The 21,399-nt window shown below is 70.5% G+C and carries 21 protein-coding genes and 3 pseudogenes; 15 read left to right on the top strand and 9 right to left on the bottom strand.

Features of this window, described 5'->3' with window-relative positions; all coding sequences use genetic code 11:
• Positions 1-252 precede the first annotated feature (252 nt).
• Positions 253-1,104, bottom strand: coding sequence for a 16S rRNA (cytidine(1402)-2'-O)-methyltransferase (gene rsmI, locus MXD57_RS01620; RefSeq protein WP_250399421.1), 852 nt, complete (start codon positions 1,102-1,104; stop codon positions 253-255).
• A gap of 105 nt (positions 1,105-1,209) precedes the next feature.
• On the opposite strand from rsmI, the gene MXD57_RS01625 reads away from it, so the two are divergent.
• Positions 1,210-2,958 carry a dolichyl-phosphate-mannose--protein mannosyltransferase gene (locus MXD57_RS01625; protein ID WP_250399422.1) on the top strand — a complete coding sequence of 583 codons (1,749 nt, stop codon included), beginning with the start codon at positions 1,210-1,212 and terminating at the stop codon, positions 2,956-2,958.
• A 348-nt stretch (positions 2,959-3,306) separates the two neighbouring features.
• Positions 3,307-4,678: pseudogene (locus MXD57_RS01630) on the top strand (IS1380 family transposase).
• Between the two features lie 161 nt (positions 4,679-4,839).
• Here MXD57_RS01630 and MXD57_RS01635 read toward each other — a convergent pair.
• A complete protein-coding gene (locus tag MXD57_RS01635) occupies positions 4,840-5,154 on the bottom strand; it encodes a hypothetical protein (protein ID WP_250399423.1) in 315 nt (104 codons plus the stop codon).
• 36 nt (positions 5,155-5,190) lie between these two features.
• Here MXD57_RS01635 and MXD57_RS01640 point away from each other — a divergent pair, with 36 nt between their 5' ends.
• A complete protein-coding gene (locus tag MXD57_RS01640; RefSeq protein WP_250399424.1) occupies positions 5,191-5,664 on the top strand; it encodes a hypothetical protein in 474 nt (157 codons plus the stop codon).
• A gap of 1,319 nt (positions 5,665-6,983) precedes the next feature.
• On the opposite strand, the gene MXD57_RS01645 is transcribed toward MXD57_RS01640, so the two are convergent.
• Together MXD57_RS01645 and MXD57_RS01650 are read right to left on the bottom strand one after the other, a co-directional pair.
• Positions 6,984-7,388, bottom strand: coding sequence for a hypothetical protein (locus MXD57_RS01645; protein WP_250399425.1), 405 nt, complete (start codon positions 7,386-7,388; stop codon positions 6,984-6,986).
• Positions 7,388-7,714 carry a hypothetical protein gene (locus tag MXD57_RS01650; RefSeq protein WP_250399426.1) on the bottom strand — a complete coding sequence of 109 codons (327 nt, stop codon included), beginning with the start codon at positions 7,712-7,714 and terminating at the stop codon, positions 7,388-7,390. The genes MXD57_RS01645 and MXD57_RS01650 overlap by 1 nt, the downstream gene beginning before the upstream one ends.
• A 157-nt stretch (positions 7,715-7,871) precedes the next feature.
• Here MXD57_RS01650 and MXD57_RS01655 point away from each other — a divergent pair, with 157 nt between their 5' ends.
• The 4 genes from MXD57_RS01655 (at position 7,872) to MXD57_RS01670 (ending at position 12,279) form a co-directional block, all read left to right on the top strand.
• Positions 7,872-8,144: a GntR family transcriptional regulator gene (locus tag MXD57_RS01655; RefSeq protein WP_250399427.1), complete on the top strand. Its 273-nt coding sequence runs from the start codon at positions 7,872-7,874 to the stop codon at positions 8,142-8,144.
• Positions 8,145-8,204: 60 nt separating this feature from the next.
• Positions 8,205-8,738 carry a chloramphenicol phosphotransferase CPT gene (gene cpt, locus MXD57_RS01660; RefSeq protein WP_250399428.1) on the top strand — a complete coding sequence of 178 codons (534 nt, stop codon included), beginning with the start codon at positions 8,205-8,207 and terminating at the stop codon, positions 8,736-8,738.
• A 160-nt stretch (positions 8,739-8,898) separates the two neighbouring features.
• Positions 8,899-10,530, top strand: a complete 1,632-nt coding sequence (locus MXD57_RS01665; RefSeq protein WP_250399429.1) for a penicillin-binding transpeptidase domain-containing protein — start codon at positions 8,899-8,901, stop codon at positions 10,528-10,530.
• A 93-nt stretch (positions 10,531-10,623) separates the two neighbouring features.
• On the top strand, positions 10,624-12,279 hold the full coding sequence (locus MXD57_RS01670) for a penicillin-binding transpeptidase domain-containing protein (protein ID WP_250399430.1): 1,656 nt from the start codon (positions 10,624-10,626) through the stop codon (positions 12,277-12,279).
• 28 nt (positions 12,280-12,307) lie between these two features.
• Here MXD57_RS01670 and MXD57_RS01675 read toward each other — a convergent pair whose 3' ends face one another.
• Positions 12,308-12,646 carry an SsgA family sporulation/cell division regulator gene (locus MXD57_RS01675; RefSeq protein WP_250399431.1) on the bottom strand — a complete coding sequence of 113 codons (339 nt, stop codon included), beginning with the start codon at positions 12,644-12,646 and terminating at the stop codon, positions 12,308-12,310.
• Between the two features lie 148 nt (positions 12,647-12,794).
• On the opposite strand from MXD57_RS01675, the gene MXD57_RS01680 reads away from it, so the two are divergent.
• The 6 genes from MXD57_RS01680 to MXD57_RS01705 all read left to right on the top strand — a co-directional run bounded on the left by MXD57_RS01680 (position 12,795) and on the right by MXD57_RS01705 (position 17,672).
• Complete coding sequence (locus MXD57_RS01680; protein WP_250399432.1) at positions 12,795-13,847, top strand: energy-coupling factor ABC transporter permease; 1,053 nt, start codon at positions 12,795-12,797, stop codon at positions 13,845-13,847.
• Between the two features lies 1 nt (position 13,848).
• The gene (cbiQ, locus tag MXD57_RS01685; RefSeq protein ID WP_250399433.1) at positions 13,849-14,610 is read left to right on the top strand and encodes a cobalt ECF transporter T component CbiQ; all 762 of its coding nucleotides are present in this window, start codon (positions 13,849-13,851) and stop codon (positions 14,608-14,610) included.
• A complete protein-coding gene (locus tag MXD57_RS01690) occupies positions 14,598-15,362 on the top strand; it encodes an energy-coupling factor ABC transporter ATP-binding protein (RefSeq protein WP_250399434.1) in 765 nt (254 codons plus the stop codon). The genes cbiQ and MXD57_RS01690 overlap by 13 nt, the downstream gene beginning before the upstream one ends.
• Entirely contained in the window at positions 15,359-15,835 is a 477-nt protein-coding gene (locus MXD57_RS01695) for a MarR family winged helix-turn-helix transcriptional regulator (protein ID WP_250399435.1), read from the top strand. Before MXD57_RS01690 ends, MXD57_RS01695 begins: the two co-directional genes overlap by 4 nt.
• A gap of 129 nt (positions 15,836-15,964) precedes the next feature.
• Positions 15,965-16,435, top strand: a complete 471-nt coding sequence (locus tag MXD57_RS01700) for an organic hydroperoxide resistance protein (protein ID WP_250399436.1) — start codon at positions 15,965-15,967, stop codon at positions 16,433-16,435.
• Positions 16,436-16,508: 73 nt separating this feature from the next.
• A complete protein-coding gene (locus MXD57_RS01705) occupies positions 16,509-17,672 on the top strand; it encodes a serine hydrolase domain-containing protein (protein WP_250399437.1) in 1,164 nt (387 codons plus the stop codon).
• 13 nt (positions 17,673-17,685) lie between these two features.
• Here the strand turns inward: MXD57_RS01705 and MXD57_RS01710 are convergent, their stop codons facing one another.
• From MXD57_RS01710 to MXD57_RS01720, 3 genes and pseudogenes are all read right to left on the bottom strand, one after another.
• On the bottom strand, positions 17,686-17,961 hold the full coding sequence (locus MXD57_RS01710) for a DUF1876 domain-containing protein (RefSeq protein ID WP_250399438.1): 276 nt from the start codon (positions 17,959-17,961) through the stop codon (positions 17,686-17,688).
• A 63-nt stretch (positions 17,962-18,024) separates the two neighbouring features.
• On the bottom strand, positions 18,025-18,927 hold the full coding sequence (locus MXD57_RS01715; protein WP_250399439.1) for an NAD(P)-dependent oxidoreductase: 903 nt from the start codon (positions 18,925-18,927) through the stop codon (positions 18,025-18,027).
• Positions 18,928-19,044: 117 nt separating this feature from the next.
• Positions 19,045-19,167 (bottom strand): annotated as a pseudogene (locus MXD57_RS01720) (EamA family transporter); the annotation flags it as partial.
• Between the two features lie 151 nt (positions 19,168-19,318).
• Between MXD57_RS01720 and MXD57_RS01725 the strand changes: the two are divergent.
• Together MXD57_RS01725 and MXD57_RS01730 are read left to right on the top strand one after the other, a co-directional pair.
• Positions 19,319-19,804, top strand: coding sequence for a hypothetical protein (locus tag MXD57_RS01725; protein WP_250399440.1), 486 nt, complete (start codon positions 19,319-19,321; stop codon positions 19,802-19,804).
• Between the two features lie 149 nt (positions 19,805-19,953).
• Positions 19,954-20,670 carry a hypothetical protein gene (locus MXD57_RS01730; RefSeq protein WP_250399441.1) on the top strand — a complete coding sequence of 239 codons (717 nt, stop codon included), beginning with the start codon at positions 19,954-19,956 and terminating at the stop codon, positions 20,668-20,670.
• A 192-nt stretch (positions 20,671-20,862) separates the two neighbouring features.
• Here the strand turns inward: MXD57_RS01730 and MXD57_RS01735 are convergent.
• Positions 20,863-21,315: pseudogene (locus MXD57_RS01735) on the bottom strand (EamA family transporter); the annotation flags it as partial.
• Positions 21,316-21,399 lie beyond the last annotated feature (84 nt).

Here is a 21,399-nt window from a genome sequence, read left to right on the forward strand (position 1 = left end):
GGACGCCCTCACCGGAACGGACGCATCAGGCCTGTCGAGTGTTGGAGGCGTTTTGGACTGTCCTTGCCGGAACGGGGTCGGAGGGGCCCCGGGGCTTTGCCTGGCGTGCCGCCCCTTTGCCCCGCGTTGGGGCGCGCGCTCAGCGGAGAAGAGACCTGCTCAGAGGGTGAACGCGCCCCTGGGCCGACCGCCCGCCGGGCCGCTCCCGGACGGACCGCCGCCCCGCAAGGCCGATCCGTCCGGCCGCCCCGGTCAGACGGCGCCGTCCTTCTTCGCGGCGACCACCGCGTCGAACACCACCCTCTTGGGCAGTCCGGCCTCCACCGCCACCGCCGCGATCGCCTCCTTGCGCCGTTCCCCCGCCTCCTCACGGATGCGCACCCGGCGGACCAGTTCCCCCGCGTCGAGCTCCTCGGGACCGGTCTCGGCGGCACCCTCCACGACGACGGTGATCTCCCCGCGGACGCCCTCGGCGGCCCACTCGGCCAGCTCGGCGAGCGGGCCGCGCCGCACCTCCTCGTACGTCTTGGTCAGCTCGCGGCAGACCGCGGCCCGCCGGTCCGCGCCGAACACCTCGGCCATCGCGGCCAGGGTGTCGTCGAGCCGGTGCGGGGACTCGAAGTAGACGAGCGTGCGCCGCTCACCGGCCACCTCCCGGAGCCGGGACAGCCGCTCGCCCGCCTTGCGCGGCAGGAAGCCCTCGAAGCAGAACCGGTCGACGGGGAGCCCGGACAGGGCGAGGGCGGTGAGCACGGCGGACGGCCCCGGCACGGCGGTGACCTTGATGTCCTCCGCCACCGCGGCGGCGACGAGCCGGTATCCCGGGTCGGAGACCGACGGCATGCCCGCGTCCGTCACCAGCAGCACGCGCGCGCCGTTGAGCAGTTCCTGGACCAGCTCGGGCGTGCGGGCGGACTCGTTGCCCTCGAAGTACGACACGACACGGCCCTTGGGCGTGACACCCAGCGCCTGGGTGAGGCGGCGCAGCCGCCGGGTGTCCTCGGCGGCGACGAGGTCGGCGCCGGCCAGCTCCTCGGCCAGCCGGGGCGGCGCGTCCGAGGTGTCGCCGATGGGGGTACCTGCGAGGACAAGGGTTCCAGTCACGTCCCCATCCTCGCAGGGTCCGCGGAGCGGGCGGGAAGGCGACCGTGTCCCGACCGGTACCGCCATGCACGGGACTCACACAGAACGTTTCCCTACGATGGCGCGGTGACCAGTACCGCGTCCTCCATGGACCTCCGGCCGGGCCAGGCACCGCACGACCAGCGGCCGACGTGGCAGCAGCGGCTGCGCCGATTCGGGTACGCACCGACAGGGGACACGCCCGCGGGCGACGTGCGCGACCGGCTGGTTCCGCCGTACAACGAGCCGAGCCCGCGCCTGTGGCAGACGCTGGGCGTGCCGCCGGTCCTGGCCGAGCGGCTCACCCGCTGGTCGGGCTGGGTCGGCCCGCTGCTGGTGACGCTCATGGCGGGCCTGATGCGGTTCTGGCACCTGAGCAGCCCGCGGGCGGTGATATTCGACGAGACGTACTACGCCAAGGACGCCTGGGCACTCGTGCACCGCGGGTTCGAGGTCAACTGGGACAAGAACGCCAACGACGCGGTGCTGCAGACGCACGGGCACCTCGCGATCCCCACGGACGCCGCGTACGTCGTGCACCCGCCGGTCGGGAAGTACGTCATCGGCCTGGGCGAGCTGGTGTTCGGGTTCGACCCGTTCGGCTGGCGGTTCATGACGGCCCTGCTGGGGACGCTCTCCGTGCTGCTGATCTGCCGGATCGGGCGCCGGATGTTCCGCTCGACGTTCCTCGGCTGCCTGGCGGGTGCGCTGATGGCGGTCGACGGCCTGCACTTCGTGATGAGCCGTACGTCGCTGCTGGACGGCGTGCTGATGTTCTTCGTGGTGGCCGCGTTCGGCTGTCTGGTCGTCGACCGGGACAGGTCCCGCGCGCGGCTGGCCGCCGCGTTGCCGGTCGACGCGGACGGCCGGGCCCGGCCGGACGCGGACGTGGCCGACACGCTCCGTCTCGGCTGGCGGCCCTGGCGCTGGGGGGCGGGGGTGATGCTGGGCCTGGCCATCGGCACCAAGTGGAACGGCCTGTACATCCTGGCCGCGTTCTGCGTGCTGGCGGTGCTGTGGGACGTCGGCGCCCGCAGGGTGGCCGGCGCGCACCACCCCTACCGGGCGGCGCTGCGGCACGACACGGGCATCACGTTCCTCGCGACGGTCCCCGTGGCGATCGGCGTCTACCTGCTCTCCTGGCTCGGCTGGATCCTGTCCCCGGCCGACGGCACCGGCGGCTACTTCCGCAACTGGGCGGCGACCGACGGCAGGGGCGGCCACTTCACCTTCCTGCCGGACTGGCTGCGCAGTCTGTGGCACTACGAGCACGAGGTCTACAAGTTCCACGTCGGCCTGTCGACGCCGCACACCTACCAGTCCAACCCGTGGAGCTGGCTGGTCCTGGGCCGCCCGGTCTCGTACTTCTACGAGTCCCCCGCTCCCGGCGCCGACGGCTGCCCGGCCGACGCGGGCGAGAAGTGCGCCCGCGAGGTACTCGCCATCGGCACCCCCGTCCTGTGGTGGGCGGGCTGCGCCGCGCTCCTGTACATGCTGTGGCGCTGGGCGTTCCGCCGCGACTGGCGGGCCGGCGCGATCGCCTGCGGCGTCGCGGCCGGGTACCTGCCCTGGTTCATGTACCAGGAGCGGACGATCTTCCTCTTCTACGCGGTCGTCTTCCTCCCCTTCCTCTGCCTGGCCCTGGCCATGCTCGTCGGCGCCATCATCGGCCCCCCGGGCTCCACGGACACCCGCCGCATGATCGGTGCCTCCGCGGCGGGCGTGCTGGTGCTGCTGATCGCCTGGAACTTCATCTACTTCTGGCCGCTGTACACGGGCACGGCGATCCCGATCGACGACTGGAGATCGCGGATGTGGCTGGACACGTGGGTCTAGCTGGGAAGACACGCTACGAGGGCACGGCCGGCGGCCGTGCCCTCGTGGTCGTTGGCGGTCATAGCTGGCCGCCCTCGGACGGCCCAGGCACGGCCCGGAGGAGGCCTGCGGCAGATTTACAGCGGGCCGAGTACGCCACCCCTGAACAGGTCATTCCCCGTACCAACTCCCCTCTGGGGGATGTCCGGGGGAAGCACTTTAGCTTCGTTGGAACGACTCACCCCTAGCCTCGCGCTTTCACGAGGTGGGGTGTCCGAGGCTTGATCAAATAAGCAGAGAGTGCTCCTGACCCGCAACGATGGGACTTGTCTAGGGTCCTGTTGGCTGCACGGAAGAAGCACTCTCCAGGTGAAGAAGCGTATCGGGTCGTACCCGCGTGCCCGCATCGAGGGCGGCGGCCGGGCAGTGGTCTCGCAGGCCGGGAGCGTGCTGCTGGTCGAGACCGTCCGCAAGGCCGGCTTGGACACCGCGATATCAGCGGCGCTGACGCCGTGGCGGAAGGCTCGGACGGTGCACGATCCGGGCAAGATCCTGCTGGACGTGGCCCTGGCGGTCGCGTTGGGCGGGGACTGCCTCGCGGATGTCGCCATGCTGCGGGCCGAGCCGGCGGTGTTCGGGCCGGTGGCCTCCGACCCGACGGTCTCCCGCCTCATCGATACCCTCGCCACCTCCGGAGAGAAGGCCCTGCGGGCCATCCGTGCCGCGCGGGCTGAAGTCCACCGGCATGTCTGGCGGTTGGCCCGCCGGGAAGCGCCTGATGCGGGCGGGACGGTGACCATGGACCTGGACGGGGTGCTGGTGATCGCGCACTCGGACAAGGAGGACGCCGCACCCACGTGGAAGCGAACCTACGGCCACCACCCGCTGACGTGGTTCGTCGACCACGGACCGGGCGGCACGGGTGAACCGGTCACGGCCCTGCTCAGACCAGGCAACGCGGGCTCGAACACGGCCACCGATCACGTCACGGTCGCCCAACTGGCCCTGGCCCAGCTGCCGAAGAAGTACCGGCGCGGGCGCCGGACCCTGATCCGAACCGACTCCGCGGGCGGCACCCACGACTTCGTCGCCTGGCTCGCCCGGCGGGGACGGTGGCTGTCCTACTCGGTCGGCCTGGTCATCACCGAGCAGGTCCACCAGCATGTGCTTAAGGTTCCGGCATCGGCTTGGACGGCGGCCGTCGAGACGGACGGCGAGATCCGTGACGGCGCCTGGGTCGCCGAACTCACCGGCGATGTTCTGGACGGCTGGCCCAAGGGCATGCGGCTGATCGTCAGGAAGGAACGGCCGCACCCCGAGGCCCAGGCTCACAGATGCGGACGGCATGCGGCTGACCTGTTTCGCCACCAACACCTTGGGCCGGCCGATCGCCGAGCTCGAGCTCCGTCACCGGCTGCGGGCACGGGCCGAGGACCGCATCCGCGCCGCCCGGGCCACCGGCCTGCGCAACCTGCCCCTGCACCGCACGGCCCAGAACCGGATCTGGCTGGAGATCGTGCAGATCGCTCTCGACCTGCTGGCCTGGATGCCGATGCTCGCCCTGACCGGCAAGGCCAGGCTCTGGGAGCCCCGCCGCCTACGGCTCCGCCTGTTCACCGGGGCCGGACAGTTCGTGACCACCGGCCGTCGGCGAATCCTCCGCCTGGCTCGGTACTGGCCCTGGACCGGTCACATCACCACAGCCCTCGACCGGCTCACCCAACTGCCCGACTCCGGCTGACCAGCGGATTCCCCGGCCCTTCGACAGCACCTCACCACCCGGAGCAGTGGAATCCGGCGCCATCCCGAGGCGGCACTCGGGTCTTCGGCCTGCACAGCCTCAGCCCACGACACGAAAACGGCCCGCCAACTCCGTCGGCGGACCGTCACGAAATTTCGAGGTTAGACGATCTTAGTCCAGAAGTTTTCCAATCTACAGAACCACAGATTGAAAAGCTGTCGACCTCCCTCCCCAAAGACCGTGACGAGAAAATCTCCCGGCACGGCGGGCACTTCGGGCTGATCAAGGTTGGTAATGCGCACAGGGCGCAGCCGTAGTTGCGGCGTGCCGGTCGTCATGAAAATTCCGCCTCGCCCAGTATCTTCGACAGCAGAAAAACCAACCACGCCAACGTCGCGCTGCAGCGCAGCATCGCCCAGGTCTGACCCGCCAGCTACGCCCACAACGCCCGGGCCACCGCCGGGTTCGGTCTTCACTGGACCGGTTCCCTTTTGGGTCTTCCGCCCCCCACCATGACCAATGACGCCAGCGCCTGGGGACGGAGGGCCTACGATGGCAGTGTCGGTACTGCCGACGGGCCCAACGGGGACCGTGTGCGCGAACTCGTGACCGCCCTGCCCCAGTACACCGACCCCGGCTACAACGTCCCAAGTTGGAGCGTCGGCTTTCCCTCCAGCCACACCAACAAGGCCGCCGCCATTCATCTGCCGAAGGTTGATGTCATCGGGTCCCAGCGGTGTTACTTCGTGCTCACCTCCGCGGGCGAAGGCGCCGACGCCCGGACGGTAGTCAAGGTCCGCCCCCTTCTGCCTTCCGCTGCCCCCCTTCCCGCTAACACCTGTCCCTGCTATGCCACTGTTGCTTCCAGCACCTCCGATCCCCGCCACGCCATATCCACCTTCATTTCCCCCGTTTCCAGTGACTCCATTTCCTTTGCGCAAACCCGTCCCGGTTATTGCGTCGAGGCTCCCCTCGGGGGTAGCTGATGCTGGCTCAACGACCAAGATTTGAGTTCCGACGTACTCGTGCGCGTCGTCCTGCCTTTTACCTCGCAGGTAAGTGGTGCGACGCACAGAGTTCGATTCGCCAATTTCCAGGGAGTCACCTATGTCTGTACCCATGTCGAGGCCCTTTCTGCGGTGTCGTGAGTCTGGCGCAACGAGCCTATGACGGGCAGATATCAGTGCGCGCGTTGGGTGGGCCGACTGGATGAAGGGCCGCTCTCAGTCTCAACGATTGGCGCCGCCTTAGGCCGCAGCGGGCAATGAAAGAACTTCGATTGCCAGTTCCCACGCGACCCGCGGCCTTAAGCACGGATCCCCGGATCGGCCCGTCGGATGAACTGCTCGATCAAGCTTCTCGGTCTGTACCGTCCAGCGATCTCATTGACTCGATCGGCCGGGTTCGTGGGCCCGCCATCCGGCGTGGTGGTCGTGTCGAGAGGGCCGTCTACCCGCTGATGCGTCGCCAGCGTACGGGCGGCGGCGCCGGTGGTCGTGGGGCACGTCATCCCGGACCGTGCTCAGCGTACGAGTGGCGAGCGATACGGCGTCGGCGTAGCCTAAAAGGCAGGGGGAAATGGGGATTTGACACCGCCGCAGCTTTCCGAGCCGGAACATCTCGGCAGCGGTCCGCATTGCGAAGTGAAGAGCGCTGAAGCACTGAACGCTCCCTGAGATCGGCGCCCTCTTGCGCCGGGCTGTTTCGGCAAGGAGTTGTCATGAGTATCGCGTCTGAGGTCCGTGTGCTCCCTGACTCGCCGACTACTGCGGCAACGCCGGAGTCATCTTCTGGGGCTGAGCCGGGAATTGTAGCGGCCTCTGTGCAGCTTCGGTTTGGTACGGCTCGGCATGAGGGGCGCTCGTGGGTCGGATTCACCGATCCCTTCACCACGACCTCGTCAGTCGTGGTCGCACATGCTGAGGAGCTTCTCAACAATGCACCCGTCAAGGGCCAGGCGCCAATCCGGGTGTCGAACATAATCCCGGGAAACGGCAGGATCGATTGTTTGATTGAGGTGGAGTGGGACTCGCCTCTGACCTACCGGGTGAGATTCGTGATTGGCAACGGCTGAATGTCGGTGTCGCTTCCGGCCTCGCTGCTGGGCGTCAGCCTACCCATGAGATGGCTGGACACCTGGGTCTAGCCGGGGAAACGTGACATGGGGGTGTGGCTGCCGGCCGCACCCCCACGGTCGTTGTCGGTCGTCCGTGGCCGTCACAGGTCACCCCTGGACGGCCCGAACATCCGGGCCGGGTGGACGCAGCACGTCGCACCATTCGGCTGGTCCTCTGCCCACTGCAAGTCACGCAGGGCGTGCTGGACGGCCCGGTACCGATGGAGAGTCGGCGGAGTGGTCGGCAGCAAGTGCACGGGCGGCGTGGTCGGCCTCGTCGCCGATGCCGTCCCCAGGGTGGATGTCGCTCGGCGCGGGGAGGCGGCGGCCGCGGGACTCGGCTACGCGTAGGGCGTCGGCCAGGCATTCCGACAGTCGGATCGCGGTGTAGCGGACCTCGACGTTCGGGGACAGGGGGTCACCGAGCAGCTTCCGGGCAGCGACCAGCACCTCCAGGCCTTCGGACAGTTGCAGATCCTCCGTCTCGTCGGCCAGCCGTGAGAGGTAGCCGCCCTCGCTCGCGTTGGCGAGGAAACAGGGCTTGCCCTCCGGTGACGACCAGGGGAGCAGCCTGAGCGTGGTGCGGGGGTCCATCAGGCCGCCGTCCTCTCCGCGCCGATCACGTGTCGGTCGAGATCGATACCGAAGTCGGCGGCGAGGACGAGGGTGCGGCGGCGATGCCGTTGACGTGCCCTTTCCTGCTCGTGGGCCGTGAGGTAGGGGCGGACGAGCCGGGACTCGGAGCCGTCCAGGGAGAGGTGGAGGCAGTACGGGGAGCGGTGGACGGGAAGGCGGACGGAGTCGGTACGGCGCCTGACCGGGGGACGGTGAGGGCGGGGGCCGCCGGCTCGGTGGGCTCCGGTGCCCGGGCCGAGGAGAAGGGCCAGCCAATGGGTGAGGCGGCGGATAAGGTCGTTCATGTCGGCGCTCCTGGTAAGCGTTGGCCGCGCCCCGGGAGGTCTAGCCACCTCGCCGGGGTCTTACCCTCCAGAACGTATACCAGCATGTAGCCCTCTACATACAAGTACAGAGGGATCCATCCGAACGTGTAGGTGTTGCCATGCCTACGTTGGACGTATGAGCGATACAGAGGAGCCGAAGCCGGCTCTCGACCCGATGAGCGCGAGGCCGCTTTACATTCAGCTCGCCGACGTCATCGCGAGGCAGATCGCGTCCGGGAAGCTGGCGCCGGACCGGCCGATCCCCTCGGAGAACCACCTCGCGGAGGAGTACGGGGTCGCCCGGCTCACCGCGCGGCGCACCGCACAGGAGCTCCGTGAGCGAGGCCTCATCGTCACCGTGCGCGGCAAGGGCTCCTTCGTCGTTGAGCAGCCGCCGACCGCCCGCTGACGGCCCCGCCACCCCGATATCCCGTTTCGGCCCCCGCCCCCGCCCCCCTACCGTGACCCCGTGACGACTCAAGTGATCGTGCTCAACGGTGGCTCCAGTTCGGGGAAGTCCGGGATCGTCCGGTGTCTGCAGGCGGTGTTGCCGGAGGCGTGGCTGGCGTTCGGTACGGACACGTTCGTCGACGCGTTGCCGGCGTCCATGCGGACCGGGGACGGGGGGATCGGGTTCGGGCCGGACGGCGAGGTGGTCGTCGGGACGGAGTTCCGGGTGCTCGAGGCGGCGTGGATCGAGGGGGTCGCCGCGATGGTCCGGGCGGGTGCGCGGGTCGTCGTGGACGAGGTGTTCATCGGCGGGGCGGGCTCGCAAGGTAGGTGGCGGCAGGCGCTGGACGGCTTCGGGGTGCTGTGGGTGGGGGTGCGGTGCGACGCCGCCGTCGCGGCGGGGCGCGAGGTCGCGCGGGGCGACCGGGTCGTCGGGATGGCCGCTTCCCAGGCGGAGCTCGTGCACCGGGGGGTGACCTACGACCTCGAAGTGGACACCGCGCACGCCGAGTCGATGGAGTGCGCGCGAACCATTGCGGCACATGTCGGGTGATCGCCCGGACGGCGACGTCTCCGTTCGGACAACAATCGGCAACGGCGGCCACAACAGCCCCGCAACCGCTTACAGTTCCGCTGCGACCTGCTTTTGAACGCGTTCAGGAAACTCCGGACGCGGCAGGTCCCCACGGGGAAACGGGGAGAGGGAGCGCCTGATGCGCAGCGGAGTGAAGGCCGGGGTCATAGGCGGTGTGTTCGCGGTGATGCTGGGCGGTGCCGGTTACGGCACCTACAACATCGTGTCCGCGCTGAACGGCGACGGGGGGACGGGGGGTGCCGCCGCCGTCCGGACCGGACCGCCCGGCCGGGACGAGGTGAAGGACGCCACGGGGAGGTTCTTCGCCGCGTGGGAGAAGGGGGACGCCGCCACGGCCGCGTCCTACACCAACTTCCCCGAGGCGGCACGGAAGTTGCTGACCGCGTACCGGAGCGACGCGCACCTCACCAAGGTGCACATCGAGCCCGGCGCGGCCACCGGCGCGACCGTGCCGTTCACGGTCAGGACAACGGTGTCATACCGGGGCAGGTCCCAACCGCTCAGCTACCGGAGCACATTGACCGTCGTGCGCGGCGAGACCTCGCACCGTGCCCTGGTCGACTGGCGGCCCTCCGTCGTGCACCCCCGGCTCCGCAACGGCGACACCCTCACGACCGGTGAGTCCGCGGCACCCGAGATCGAGGCCGTGGACCGCGACGGGCGGGTGCTGACGAAGGACGAGTACCCCTCGCTCGGCCCGGTCCTGGACGAGCTGCGCCAGCGGTACGGCGACACGACGGACGGCCGGCCCGGTGTCGAGCTGGTGATACGCCACCAGGACCCCGGCGAGCCGGGCCCGGCCGACACCAGCCTGCTGACCCTCGCCAAGGGCAGGCCGGGCAGGCTCCGCACCACACTCAGCGCGAGCGCGCAGGCGGCGGCGGAGGCGGCAGTGCGCAAGTACGCGGACGCGTCCGTCGTGGCCGTGCGGCCCAGCACCGGCGAGATCCTGGCCGTCGCCAACCACCGCGAGGACGGCTTCGACGCGGCCCTGCTGGGCGAGCGCCCTCCCGGCTCCACGATGAAGATCGTCAGTGCGGCGACCCTCATCGACACCGACCTGACCAGTGCGAACGGCAAGGCGCCCTGTCCACCGACCGCCGTCTGGCAGAGCCAGACGTTCCACAACCTCAAGACGCTCGCCCCGAACGAAAACGCCACCCTCTCGGAGAGTTTCGCCCGCTCCTGCAACACGGCGTTCGTGAAGTTCGCCGACGACCTCGGGGCGGACGCCCTCACCGAGGAGGCGCGGGACCGGTTCGGGCTCGGGCGCGACGACTGGAAGGTCGGCGTGCCGTCCTTCGACGGCCGGGTCCCCGCCTCCGGCGGACCGGACACGGCGGCCAACCTGATCGGCCAGGGCCAGGTGCAGATGAGCCCGCTGAACATGGCATCCGTCACGGCGACCGCGATGACCGGCGCCTTCCGGCAGCCGGTGATCGTGCCGCTGACCCTGGACCACCGCGAGCCGGCCCGCGCCCGCGGGCTGTCGCGGAGCACGGTCCAGCAACTGCGCGCGATGATGAACCGCACCGCGACCAGCGGCACCGCGGCCACCGTCATGTCCGGGCTCGGCGGGAGCATCGGGGCGAAGACCGGTTCGGCCGAGTCCGACGGGCAGGCGAAGTCGGACAGTTGGTTCGCCGGGTACCGCAATGACATGGCCGCGGCCGCGATGGTCCAGGACGGCGGGCACGGCGTGGACGCGGCCGGGCCGATTGTCGCAAGCGTGCTACGGACCGCGGGCTGACGTCGCGCACGCGGCCGGGGACTTTAGGCTGGTCGGCGTCGTTGGGGTGTGCGGGCCGTGAAACGCCGGTGAAGGCGCGGAGGAACTGGGGCTGTGGGCAAGAGAAGGCGGGTCGCCGAGCGGCGGAGGAGCAGACCGGTGGTGCTCGGCGGGATGATCGCCGTGGTCGTCGGCGGTGCCGGGCTCGGCGCCTACGCGCTGTTCGGCGGCGGGGCGGCGGCCGACGACCGGCCGTCGGGACCGACCGTCAGGACCGGCCCGCTCAGCGCCGCCGAGGTGCGCACGGCCTCCACCCGCTTCCTCACGGCCTGGCAGCACGGCAAGGTGACCGAGGCGGCGGCCGCCACCGACGACCCCTCCGCCGCGGCGAAGCTGCTCACCGGCGCCACCGAGGACGCCCACCTGAAGGACGTCACACTCACCGCCGGCAAGGCGGCCGGCGCCGAGGTGCCGTTCTCCGTCAGGGCGACGGTGTCGTACAAGGCCACCGCCAAGCCACTCGGTTACGACAGCTCGCTCACGGTCGTACGGCGGAAGAGCGACGGCAGACCGCTGGTCGGCTGGCACTCCTCGGTCGTCCACCCGGACCTGAAGGACGGCGACCGGCTCGTCACCGGCGAGTCCGGCACCCCGCCGGTGACGGCGCTGGACCGCGACGGCGGGAAGCTGACGGCCGCGAGGTTCCCCTCACTGGGCACCGTGCTGGACGGCCTGCGGGAGAAGTTCGGCACGACGGCGGGCGGCAAGGCGGGCGTGGAGCTGCGCGTGGTGCGCGGCAAGGCGTCCAGGGCGGCCAAGCTGTCCGACAAGACGCTGCTGGAGCTGAGCGAGGGCACTCCGGGGACCGTGCGCACGACGCTCAGCCCGGCCCTGCAGGCGTCGGCCGAGCAGCAGGTCGGCAAGCGGGACCGCGCCTCGGTGGTGGTCGTGCGGCCCTCGACCGGGGAGATCCTCGCGGTCGCCAACAGCGGCCACGGCTTCAACACCGCCTTCCAGGGCTCCCTCGCCCCCGGCTCCACGATGAAGGTCATCACCTCGTCGCTGCTGATCGACAAGGGCCTCGCCAAGGCGGAGAAGAAGCACCCCTGCCCGAAGACGTTCACCTACGGCGGCTGGAAGTTCCACAACGACGACGACTTCGAGATCAAGGGCGGCACGTTCAAGGCGAGCTTCGCCCGCTCCTGCAACACCGCATTCATCAGCCAGGCGAAGAAGCTGGCGAACGACGACCTGACCAGGCAGGCCCAGCAGGTCTTCGGCCTGTCCATGAACAACTGGGCGATCGGCGTGCCGACCTTCGACGGCGCGGTGCCGGTGCAGTCGGCGGCGCCGATGGCGGCGTCGCTGATCGGGCAGGGCGGGGTGCGCATGAACCCGCTGAACATGGCCTCGGTCGCCGCGACGGTGCAGTCGGGCAGTTTCCGCCAGCCCTACCTGGTCTCCCCGACCGTCGACCACCGCAGGCTGGCCACCGCGTCCCGCACCCTGTCGGGCGGGACGCTGTCGCAGCTGCGGGAGATGATGCGGTACACGGCCGCCTACGGCACGGCCGCCGAGGCCATGTCCGGACTCGGCCCGGACTACGGCGCGAAGACCGGCTCGGCGGAGGTCGACGGGCAGAAGAAGCCCAACGGCTGGTTCACCGCCTACCGCGGCGACCTCGCGGCCGCCGGAGTGGTCCAGGCGGGCGGCCACGGCGGTGACACCGCCGGGCCGATCGTCGCGGCGCTGCTGAAGCAGGGGGGCTGAGCCCCCCACCCCCGCGGGACGGCCCGGCTCAGCTCACCACCGGCTCGGCCCTGTAGGTCCGGCGCAGGAAGCTGATCAGCGCCTTCGACTCGAACTGCACCACCGAGACACCGCCGTCGGAGTGGAACTCGACGACCGCCTGGACGCGTCCGCAGGGCCACACCCGGACGTCGCCGCTCGTGGCGGGCGCGGTCAGGCCCCGTTCCAGCAGGGCGCGGGAGCAGGTCCATTCGTGCGTGCCGGGCAGATCGATGTGCACCGATCGCGGATCACTGTCGGGGTCGTAGCGCAGCACCACGGGTACGGCCCCGGGATCCTCCTCGTCCGTGACGATATGGGCGCGTGCGTACTGTTCGACTACAGACATCGGACCGCCCTCTCACGCTCGGTCACCTCAACGGAAGCTGTACATCCGTTTCCTCTCCAATGTCGCATATTTTCCGATTTGCACCTCCGCTGGACGGAAACGGCATCTCTCTTGCAAGCCCTTCGCAACAAGGGCCTAGACTCGTACGGTGCACGTACCTGACGGATTCATCGACGCCCCTGTCTCCGCCGTCACCGGAGTGGTCGCCGCCGGCGCCATCGCGGTGAGCCTGCGCGGTGCCCGCCGCGAGCTCGACGAGCGCACCGCTCCCCTGGCCGGCCTGGTGGCCGCGTTCATCTTCGCCGTACAGATGCTCAACTTCCCCGTGGCGGCCGGAACAAGCGGCCATCTGCTGGGCGGCGCCCTCGCCGCGATACTCGTCGGCCCCTTCACCGGGGTGCTGTGCGTGTCGGTGGTGCTGCTCATGCAGGGCGTGCTGTTCGCGGACGGCGGGCTCACCGCGCTCGGCGTGAACATCACCGACATGGCGATCGTCACCACGGTCGTGTCCTACGCCGTCTTCCGCGGACTGCTCGCCGTGCTGCCCCGCAAGCGCCGCTCGGTCACCGTCGCCTCCTTCGTGGCCGCGCTGGTCTCGGTGCCGGCCGCCGCCGTCGCCTTCACCCTCATGTACGCGGTCGGCGGCACCACCGACGTCTCCATCGGCAAGGTGGCGTCCGCGATGATCGGCGTCCACGTGCTGATCGGCGTCGGTGAGGCCGTGATCACCGCCCTCACCGTGGGCGCCGTGGTCGCCGTGCGCCCGGACCTGGTGCACGGCGCGCGGGGCCTGCGGCAGCGCCTGCGGCTGCGGGTGAACGGTGAACTGGTGGACGCCCCCGCGCCGGCCGCGCCGGTGGCGGCACGCGGCTCCCGGCGCGCCCTGTGGCTGACCGGCCTGGTCACCTCGCTGGTCCTCGCCGGCTTCGTGAGCTTCTACGCCTCGGCCGACCCCGACGGCCTGGAGAAGGTCGCGCACGACCAGGGCATCGACGAGAAGGCCGAGAAGCACGCCTCGGCCGACTCCCCGCTCGCCGAATACGGCGTCAGGGACGTGACGAACGCCCGCCTCTCCGGCGGCCTCGCGGGGGTGATCGGCGTCGGCGTCACCGTCGTCGCCGGCAGCACGGTGTTCTGGGCGGTGCGCAGGCGCCGCGACACCGGCGTCTCCCCCGCCTCCACCGCGAACCCGAGCGCCTGACGTGGGAGCGGGACACGCGCACCGGCTCTACCGGCACGGGCACTCGCCCGTGCACGCCCTGCCACCGCACACCAAGCTGGCGGCCGCCTTCGCGTTCGTGGTCGTCGTGGTCTCGACCCCGCGGGAGGCGATGTGGGCGTTCGCCCTCTACGCGGTACTGCTCGCCGTCGTCGCGCGCCTGGCGCGCGTGCCCGCCGGCTTCCTGCTGAAGCGGCTGCTGATCGAGGTGCCGTTCGTGGCGTTCGCGGTGCTCATGCCGTTCGTGGCGGAGGGCGAGCGGGTGCAGGTGCTCGGCCTGTCGCTGAGCGTCAACGGGCTGTGGGGGGCCTGGAACGTGCTCGCCAAGGGCACGCTCGGCGTCGCCGCCTCCGTCCTCCTCGCCGCCACCACCGAACTGCGCGAACTGCTGCTCGGGCTGCAGCGGCTGAAGCTGCCGCCGCTGCTCGTGCAGATCGCCTCGTTCATGATCCGCTACGGCGACGTCATCACCGACGAGATGCGCCGGATGCGGATCGCCCGTGAGTCGCGCGGCTTCGAGGCGCGGGGCGTACGGCACTGGGGGGTGCTCGCCAAGTCGGCGGGCGCGTTGTTCATCCGCTCCTACGAGCGTGGGGAGCGCGTGCACCTGGCCATGGTCAGCCGGGGGTACGCCGGTTCGATGCCGGTCATCGACGAGGTGACCGCGTCCCGGGCCCAGTGGCGTCACGCCCTGGCCCTCCCCTGCGCCGCGCTCGCCGTCTGTCTGCTGGGATGGATCCTGTGACTACACCTGCCTCACTGGAGGTCTCCGGCCTCGCCTTCGCCTACCCCGACGGCCACCAGGCCCTGTTCGGCGTGGACTTCTCCATCGCGCGCGGCGAACGGGTCGCGCTGCTCGGCCCGAACGGCGCCGGCAAGACCACCCTCGTGCTGCACCTGAACGGCATCCTGGGCGGCGGAACCGGCACGGTGACCGTGGCCGGGATGCCGGTCGGCAGGCGGCACATGGCGGAGATCCGGCAGCGGGTCGGCATCGTCTTCCAGGACCCGGACGACCAGCTCTTCATGCCGACGGTGCGGGAGGACGTGGCGTTCGGCCCGGCGGCCGCCGGGATCAGGGGCGCCGCGCTGGAGGAACGGGTGCGCACCGCCCTGGACCTGGTCGGGATGGGGGACTTCGCCGACCGGCCGCCGCACCACCTGTCGTTCGGGCAGCGCCGCCGGGTCGCGGTCGCGACCGTCCTCGCGATGGAGCCGGAGATCCTGGTCCTGGACGAGCCGTCGTCCAACCTGGACCCGGCCTCCCGGCGGGAACTCGCCGACATCCTGCGCTCCCTGGACGTCACCGTCCTGATGGTCACGCACGACCTGCCGTACGCCCTGGAGCTGTGCCCGCGCTCGCTGGTCCTCAGCGAGGGCGTGATCGCCGCGGACGGCCCGACCGGCCAACTGCTCTCCGACGACGCGCTGATGCGGGCCCATCGCCTGGAGCTGCCGTTCGGCTTCGACCCGAGGTCCGTGACAATGGGCGCGTGACGCGTCAAGACGACCAAGACGACAACGAGGGCGCCGGGTCGCTGCTGCTGGACGACCAGTTGTGCTTCGCGCTCTACGCCGCGCAGCGCGCCGTGACCGCCGCGTACCGGCCGCTCCTCGACGCCCTCGGGCTCACCTACCCCCAGTACCTCGTCCTGCTGGTGCTGTGGGAGCGCGGCGAGACCAGCGTGAAGGAGCTGGCGGGCGCCCTGCGCCTGGACTACGGCACCGTCTCCCCGCTGCTGAAGCGGCTGGCGGCGGCCGGTCTGGTGCGGCGGGAGCGGGCGGCCGGCGACGAGCGCTCGGTGCTCGTGGCGTGCACCGAGCGCGGGGAACGGCTCCGGGAGCGCGCGGCTCGCGTGCCCGGAGCCCTGCTCACCGCCACGGGGCTCGGCGCCGAGGAGGCCGCGCTGCTGCGCGAGGCGCTGTGGAAGCTCACCGAGCGGGTGGACACGGGGGCCGGCCGGCGCTGACTCCGGTGCGGTGCGAGGCCGCCCAGGGGGTTACCCACGGTTGCCACCCCTGCCGGGCACCACCGACCTACCAGCCGGTACCTTGTGCGCGATGTACTTGTGCACCACTTGTATCGGGGGAGGCCGAACATGACGGACACCGCCGCGGTCGACACTGCTGCCGACACCGCGCCCGACACCCGCCCGACGAAGATCATGTATGTCGCCGAGGCCACCGCCCACGGCGGCCGCGACGGATACGTCACCAGCCAGGACGGCCGTATCCAGCTCAAGGTGGCGATGCCCCCGGAGCTGGGCGGGGGCGGCGACGGCACCAACCCGGAGCAGCTCTTCGCGGCCGGCTACAGCTCCTGCTTCCACAACGCGCTGATCCTGGTCGGCAACCGGGCCGGCTACGACCTGACCGGGTCCACGGTGGCCGCGAAGGTCGGCATCGGACCCAACCGGCACCACGGGTACGGCCTCGCGGTCGCGCTCAGCGTCTCCCTGCCCGTGCTGGACCGCGACGTCGCGACACGACTGGTGGACGCGGCGCACGAGGTCTGCCCGTACTCGAACGCCACCCGCGGCAACATCGATGTAACGATCATGCTGGGCTGACCCCGCCGAGGAATCGCAGGCCCGCGACCCCCGTTGCACCCACTGTCGCAGGCGATCGGAAGGGACGGCGGACGTGGACGTGCACGGCACTGTGGCCGGGGGCTTCGAGCCCGTCAGGCAGGCGTTCGCCGCCAACTTCGAGCTGCTGGGGGAGCGGGGCGCGGCAATCGCCGTGTACCGGGACGGCCGCAAGGTGGTCGACCTCTGGGGCGGCACCCGGGACGTGGACGGCAGCGCGCCCTGGGTGCCCGGCACCGCGCAGGTCGTGCGCTCGGCGACCAAGGGCGTCGCCGCCGCCGCGCTCCTGCTGCTGCACCAGCGCGGCGCGCTGGACCTGGACGCGCCGGTCGGCGCGTACTGGCCGGAGTACAAGGCGGCCGGCAAGGAGCGCACCCTCGTCCGGCACGTGCTCGCGCACCGGGCCGGGGTACCGGTGCTGGACCGTCCGCTGACCCCGAGGGAGGCGGCCGACCCCGACCTCGGCGCGGCCGCCGTCGCCGCCCAGGCCCCGGCCTGGGAACCGGGCACCGCCCACGGCTACCACGCGCAGACCTACAGCTGGCTCACCGGCGAGCTGATCCGGCGGATCACCGGGCGGCCGGTCGGCGACTGGATCGCCGAGGAGATCGCCGCGCCCACCGGTGCGGAGCTGTGGCTCGGACTGCCGGACGCGGAGCAGGAGCGCGTCGGTCGGGTCGGTCCCGTGGAGGCACCGCAGGCGTCCGGCACCCTGCGGACCCGCCCCAAGCGTGCCGTGTCCGAGGCCTACGCCGACCCCGGGTCCCTCACCCGCCGCGCCTTCGCCGCGATCACCCCGCTGCCGGACGAGAACGCGCCCGCCTACCGCGCGGCCGCACTGCCCGCCTCCAACGGCATCGCCACCGCCGACGGCCTGGCCCGCTTCTACGCCTCGCTCATCGGCGAGGTGGACGGCGGCACCCGGCTGTTCACCCCGGCGACCGTGGAACTCGCCCGCGCCGAGCGGTCGGCGGGACCGGACCGGGTGCTCGTGGTGGCCACCCGGTTCGGTCTCGGCCACATGCTGCACGGCAGCGCCTCACCGCTGCTGTCCCCCGGTTCCTTCGGCCACCCGGGCCGCGGCGGCTCCCTCGCCTTCGCCGACCCGGAGACCGGCGTCGCCTTCGGCTACGTCACCAACGGCTTCCGCAAGAGCGTGACGGCGGACCCGAGGGCGCAGGCGCTGGTCCGGGCGGTGCGCGCGGGGCTGACGGGCTGACCGGCGGCCCGCGTCACACGTGGATCGGGTGCGAGGTCCGCCCGGACTCCGCGTCGATCTCGCTGTGCGCCTTGGTCAGCAACTGCATCGCCAGTTCGTTCAGAGCGCGGGCACCGGCTATCTCCTCGCCCACCCGGGGCTGGTTGGAGTCGACGTGGTGCCGGCTGGCGTGCCCGTGTGCCCGTACCTCGCTGCCGTCGGGCAGGCGCACCAGAGCGGCCGCCCGGGTGTGCGTGTCGTCCTCCTGGAACTCCAGCTCGACGTGCCATCCCACAGTGGTGATCATCATGTCGGCCACCTCCGGAACCAGTGATTCCCGCTGGTTCCAGGGTGCTCCCGCACGGGCGGAACGTCACGTGGAGGCCTGGTCGCCGTCCTCGCCGTCGAAGCTGGCGAAGTAGGCGGCGGCCATGTCCTCGTCGGCGTGGCCCCGGGCGGCGGCCCGGGCGAACCGCTCGGCGGCAGCGGCGGCGACGTCGAGCCGTACTCCGCCCCGCTCCCCGGCCTCGACGATGAGCCGGGCGTCCTTCTCCGCGGTGCCCACGGCGAAGGAGGCGGGCGTCAGCTTCCCGTCCAGCACCAGGTCGGACTTGGCGCGCAGGTATCCCATGTCGAGCGGGCCGCCCTCGATGAGGCCGAAGAACTCCTGCGGGTCCACGTCGAGCGCCTTGGCGAGGGCCAGTACCTCGCCGGCCGCCGCGGTGACCGCGAGGACCCAGCTGTTGGCGACCAGCTTGAGCCGGCTGGCGCTGCCCGCGGCCCCGTCGTCGCCGGTCCACACGGTCCGGACGCCGACCGCGCCGAAGACGGGCGCGAGCGTCTCCCGGCCCCCGGCCGGCCCGGCGGCCAGCACGGTGAGCTGACCGGCCTCGGCGGGCCGGCGGGTGCCGAGGACGGGGGCGTCGTAGAACACCAGCCCGTGCCCCGCGGCGAATCCGGCGAGCTCGGCGACGAGCTCCGTGCCGACGGTGGTGCACTGCGCCCACACGGCGCCGGAGCGCAGCGCCGGTGCCGCCTCGCGCATGACGTCCAGGGCGGTGTTGCCGTCGTAGAGCATGGTCAGGACGACGTCGGCGCCCTCGACGGCCTCGGCGGGCGTGCCGGCGACCCGGATCCCGTCCGAGGCCAGCGGCTCGGCCTTCTGCCTGGTGCGGTTCCAGGCCCGCACGCCCAGTCCGGCGTGGGCGATGTTGCGGGCCATCGCGGCACCCATGATGCCGGTGCCCAGTACGGCGACGGTCGGCTTGTCGGTCATGGTCGGCTCCCTGTCGTACGGATCGTGACCCCGGGGTGCTGGCCCTCGTGGTCCCACTGGCCCTCGTGGCCCCACGTCATCCTCCACGGGTCACCACTGCGGGCCGTTCCTTTCCGCCTACCCGGCGTGCAGCATCAGCCCGATGCCCACGACCAGCAGGCCCGCCGCGGCGATCCGGGGCGCGCCGAACCGTTCCTTGAAGAACACCGCGCCGATGGCCGCGCCGACGATGATCGATGTCATACCCGGCTCATACCGTGTTTGTCATGAGCCGATCCAAGGTGCTCAACGCGTGCGTCCGGTGCGACCGAGGCCGGCGCGAGGCCGCCAACCTCAGCAAGGCCGCAGCGCTCCGCATCGGAGAGGAAGCCGGACACGGCGAGATCAAGGCATGGGCATGGGAGACGCCCGCCTGGTCCGAGACTCCCTCGATGCCGGCCGCGCCCGCCTGGGCCGACTCCCCAGGCCCGACCACCCCGAACACCACCTCATCATCGACCCCGACAAGTGGGACTTCTACGAGATGGACGCCTACCGTCTCCTCGGAGACGACGAACGCGCCGCAGCCCACGCCCGATCCGTGATCCGCATCAGCACCGGCCCTGACGGAACCGAGATCCCCCCATGCGCGCCGCCGAAGCCCGCCTCACTCTCGAAGTCGCCGCCGCCCGCATGGGCGAGATCGAAGAAGCCACCGGCATGGGCACCACCGGCCCTGGAAGTCGACCGCAAATCCCTCCCGTCGCTGCTTTTAGTCGCCGACGACCTGAACAAAGAGCTACGATCCCGGTATCCGCGTGAGGCTGCCACCCGCGACTTCCACGAGCGAATCACTGTTATCAAGCGAGGGGCGGCCAAAGCCGAGCTTCCGTTTTAAGTTGCCGTAACGTGGTCTTGATGTGTCAGTTGGACGGATGTGCATCCGGCGTCGGAACAGGGCACTGAACAGCGTTTCCGAACTTGGATCCCACCCCTGGCGGTATGTCGAACGTTGCCGGAGGGTGTGAGTAAAGCAACCCTGAGGTCATGACCTCGTCGAGCAACAGCCCCTCGGGCGATCTCGCCGGAGAAGCCACGTCGCAAAATCAGTCCACGGCGTCGAGCCCCAAGAAGCAGTGGTACGAACAAGCACATGTGTGGATCGGAACGTTGGTCGGCGTAGCAGCCCTTGGGCTGTCGATCCACAATCTGCTGGCCCTGCGGCGGGAACCGTCCGTCGATGTCGCTCTGCCCCATATCGCGCGTATCGCCCAGGGAAAAGACACCTGGCTCTACTTCCAGCCCACGCTGTCAACGCGGGTCAAGACCGAGCGCGTTGAGGTGATCACCCAGGTCGAGCTTCATCTGCGACCGACAGCCGACAGAACGAAGACCCCAGCCTTCTTCTGGGACGAGACCGGATCCTTCTCCTACAACACCACATCCCACAATCTCACCTATGAGCGCGTGGCAGACCCCAGTCCACTCTTGGTGAGCCAGAGCACACCACAACAACCGCTGCTCTTGTTTAACGCCCTCGGCTGGGGCTTCGACGAAGGACGATACGAGGGCACCCTGGTACTCAAACGGGCCAGCGGACAACCACCGCTTACGAAGAGCTTTTGTCTGGCAGTGTCCAAGAGCGCTGCTACGACCATGAAGCGCGGGGGCCAGTACCAGTTCCACGACTTCCGCGACGACGTGCCGGGAAGCGACACCCAGACGACAAAGTCGAAGGGGTGCTACGTTTTGTCGCCAGTCTAGCAATTCTGACCTCCGGGGCCTTACGAGGATCGGAGTCAGCTGCGGATGATCTCGTAGAGAAAACGCCCAGAAGAGGAGTATACGGAGGCCTTGCCGTCATCGGCGAACTCAATTACGTACGAGCTCTCATTCGGCGATTGAGTCACATTCAAGGCGTAGCGGCCACTGGAATTTGCACCCTGGGAGAAAGTACATTCCATGGGCCCACCGACATCCAAGAACCGCCCTTGACCGGCCGCGCAGACCCCACAGGCTGACGCCGGTGAGACCGACGCAGGACACGGCGATCCCGGCCGCCGCCCACGTTCCGGGGACCTCGTGCGCGAACAGGGCCGCCGGCACGGTCACCACGAGCGGCGCGGTGCCGCGGGCGTTCGGGTAGGTCTGACCGAAGTCGCCCAGGCGGAAGGAGGTCATCAGCAGGGCGTAGTAGACGATGTGCACGGCCGCCGAGCAGAGCAGGTACGGCCGGGCGGGCCCGGCCGGGAACGGCGCGAACACCGCCAGGGCGAGGCCGATCAGCAGGCCGCCGCCCGAGATCAGGGTGAACCCGACCAGCTTGTCGGTGATCCGGTGCGCGATGGCGTTCCAGCTCGCGTGCGTCACCGCGGCGAGCAGCACCGCCGCGGTGACCAGAGGCGTCACTCGGCCTGCTCGCGCACCCGTTGCACGTCCACGCGCGAGGCGCCGTCCATCAGCCCGCCGCCGGCCCGCGGCGGCGGGCGGGAA

This window comes from Streptomyces cellostaticus (genome assembly GCF_023630175.1).
In the GTDB taxonomy this organism is placed as follows: Bacteria; Actinomycetota; Actinomycetes; order Streptomycetales; family Streptomycetaceae; genus Streptomyces; species Streptomyces cellostaticus_A.

Coding starts and splice junctions, on each gene's coding strand:
- MXD57_RS01665 (WP_250399429.1), top strand. CDS start 8,899: ATGCGCAGCGGAGTGAAGGCCGGGGTCATAGGCGGTGTGTTCGCGGTG.
- MXD57_RS01715 (WP_250399439.1), bottom strand. CDS start 18,927: ATGACCGACAAGCCGACCGTCGCCGTACTGGGCACCGGCATCATGGGT.
- MXD57_RS01650 (WP_250399426.1), bottom strand. CDS start 7,714: ATGAACGACCTTATCCGCCGCCTCACCCATTGGCTGGCCCTTCTCCTC.
- MXD57_RS01725 (WP_250399440.1), top strand. CDS start 19,319: ATGGGCATGGGAGACGCCCGCCTGGTCCGAGACTCCCTCGATGCCGGC.
- MXD57_RS01710 (WP_250399438.1), bottom strand. CDS start 17,961: ATGATGATCACCACTGTGGGATGGCACGTCGAGCTGGAGTTCCAGGAG.
- MXD57_RS01645 (WP_250399425.1), bottom strand. CDS start 7,388: ATGGACCCCCGCACCACGCTCAGGCTGCTCCCCTGGTCGTCACCGGAG.
- MXD57_RS01675 (WP_250399431.1), bottom strand. CDS start 12,646: ATGTCTGTAGTCGAACAGTACGCACGCGCCCATATCGTCACGGACGAG.
- MXD57_RS01700 (WP_250399436.1), top strand. CDS start 15,965: ATGACGGACACCGCCGCGGTCGACACTGCTGCCGACACCGCGCCCGAC.
- MXD57_RS01655 (WP_250399427.1), top strand. CDS start 7,872: ATGAGCGATACAGAGGAGCCGAAGCCGGCTCTCGACCCGATGAGCGCG.
- MXD57_RS01730 (WP_250399441.1), top strand. CDS start 19,954: ATGACCTCGTCGAGCAACAGCCCCTCGGGCGATCTCGCCGGAGAAGCC.
- MXD57_RS01690 (WP_250399434.1), top strand. CDS start 14,598: ATGGATCCTGTGACTACACCTGCCTCACTGGAGGTCTCCGGCCTCGCC.
- MXD57_RS01640 (WP_250399424.1), top strand. CDS start 5,191: ATGACCAATGACGCCAGCGCCTGGGGACGGAGGGCCTACGATGGCAGT.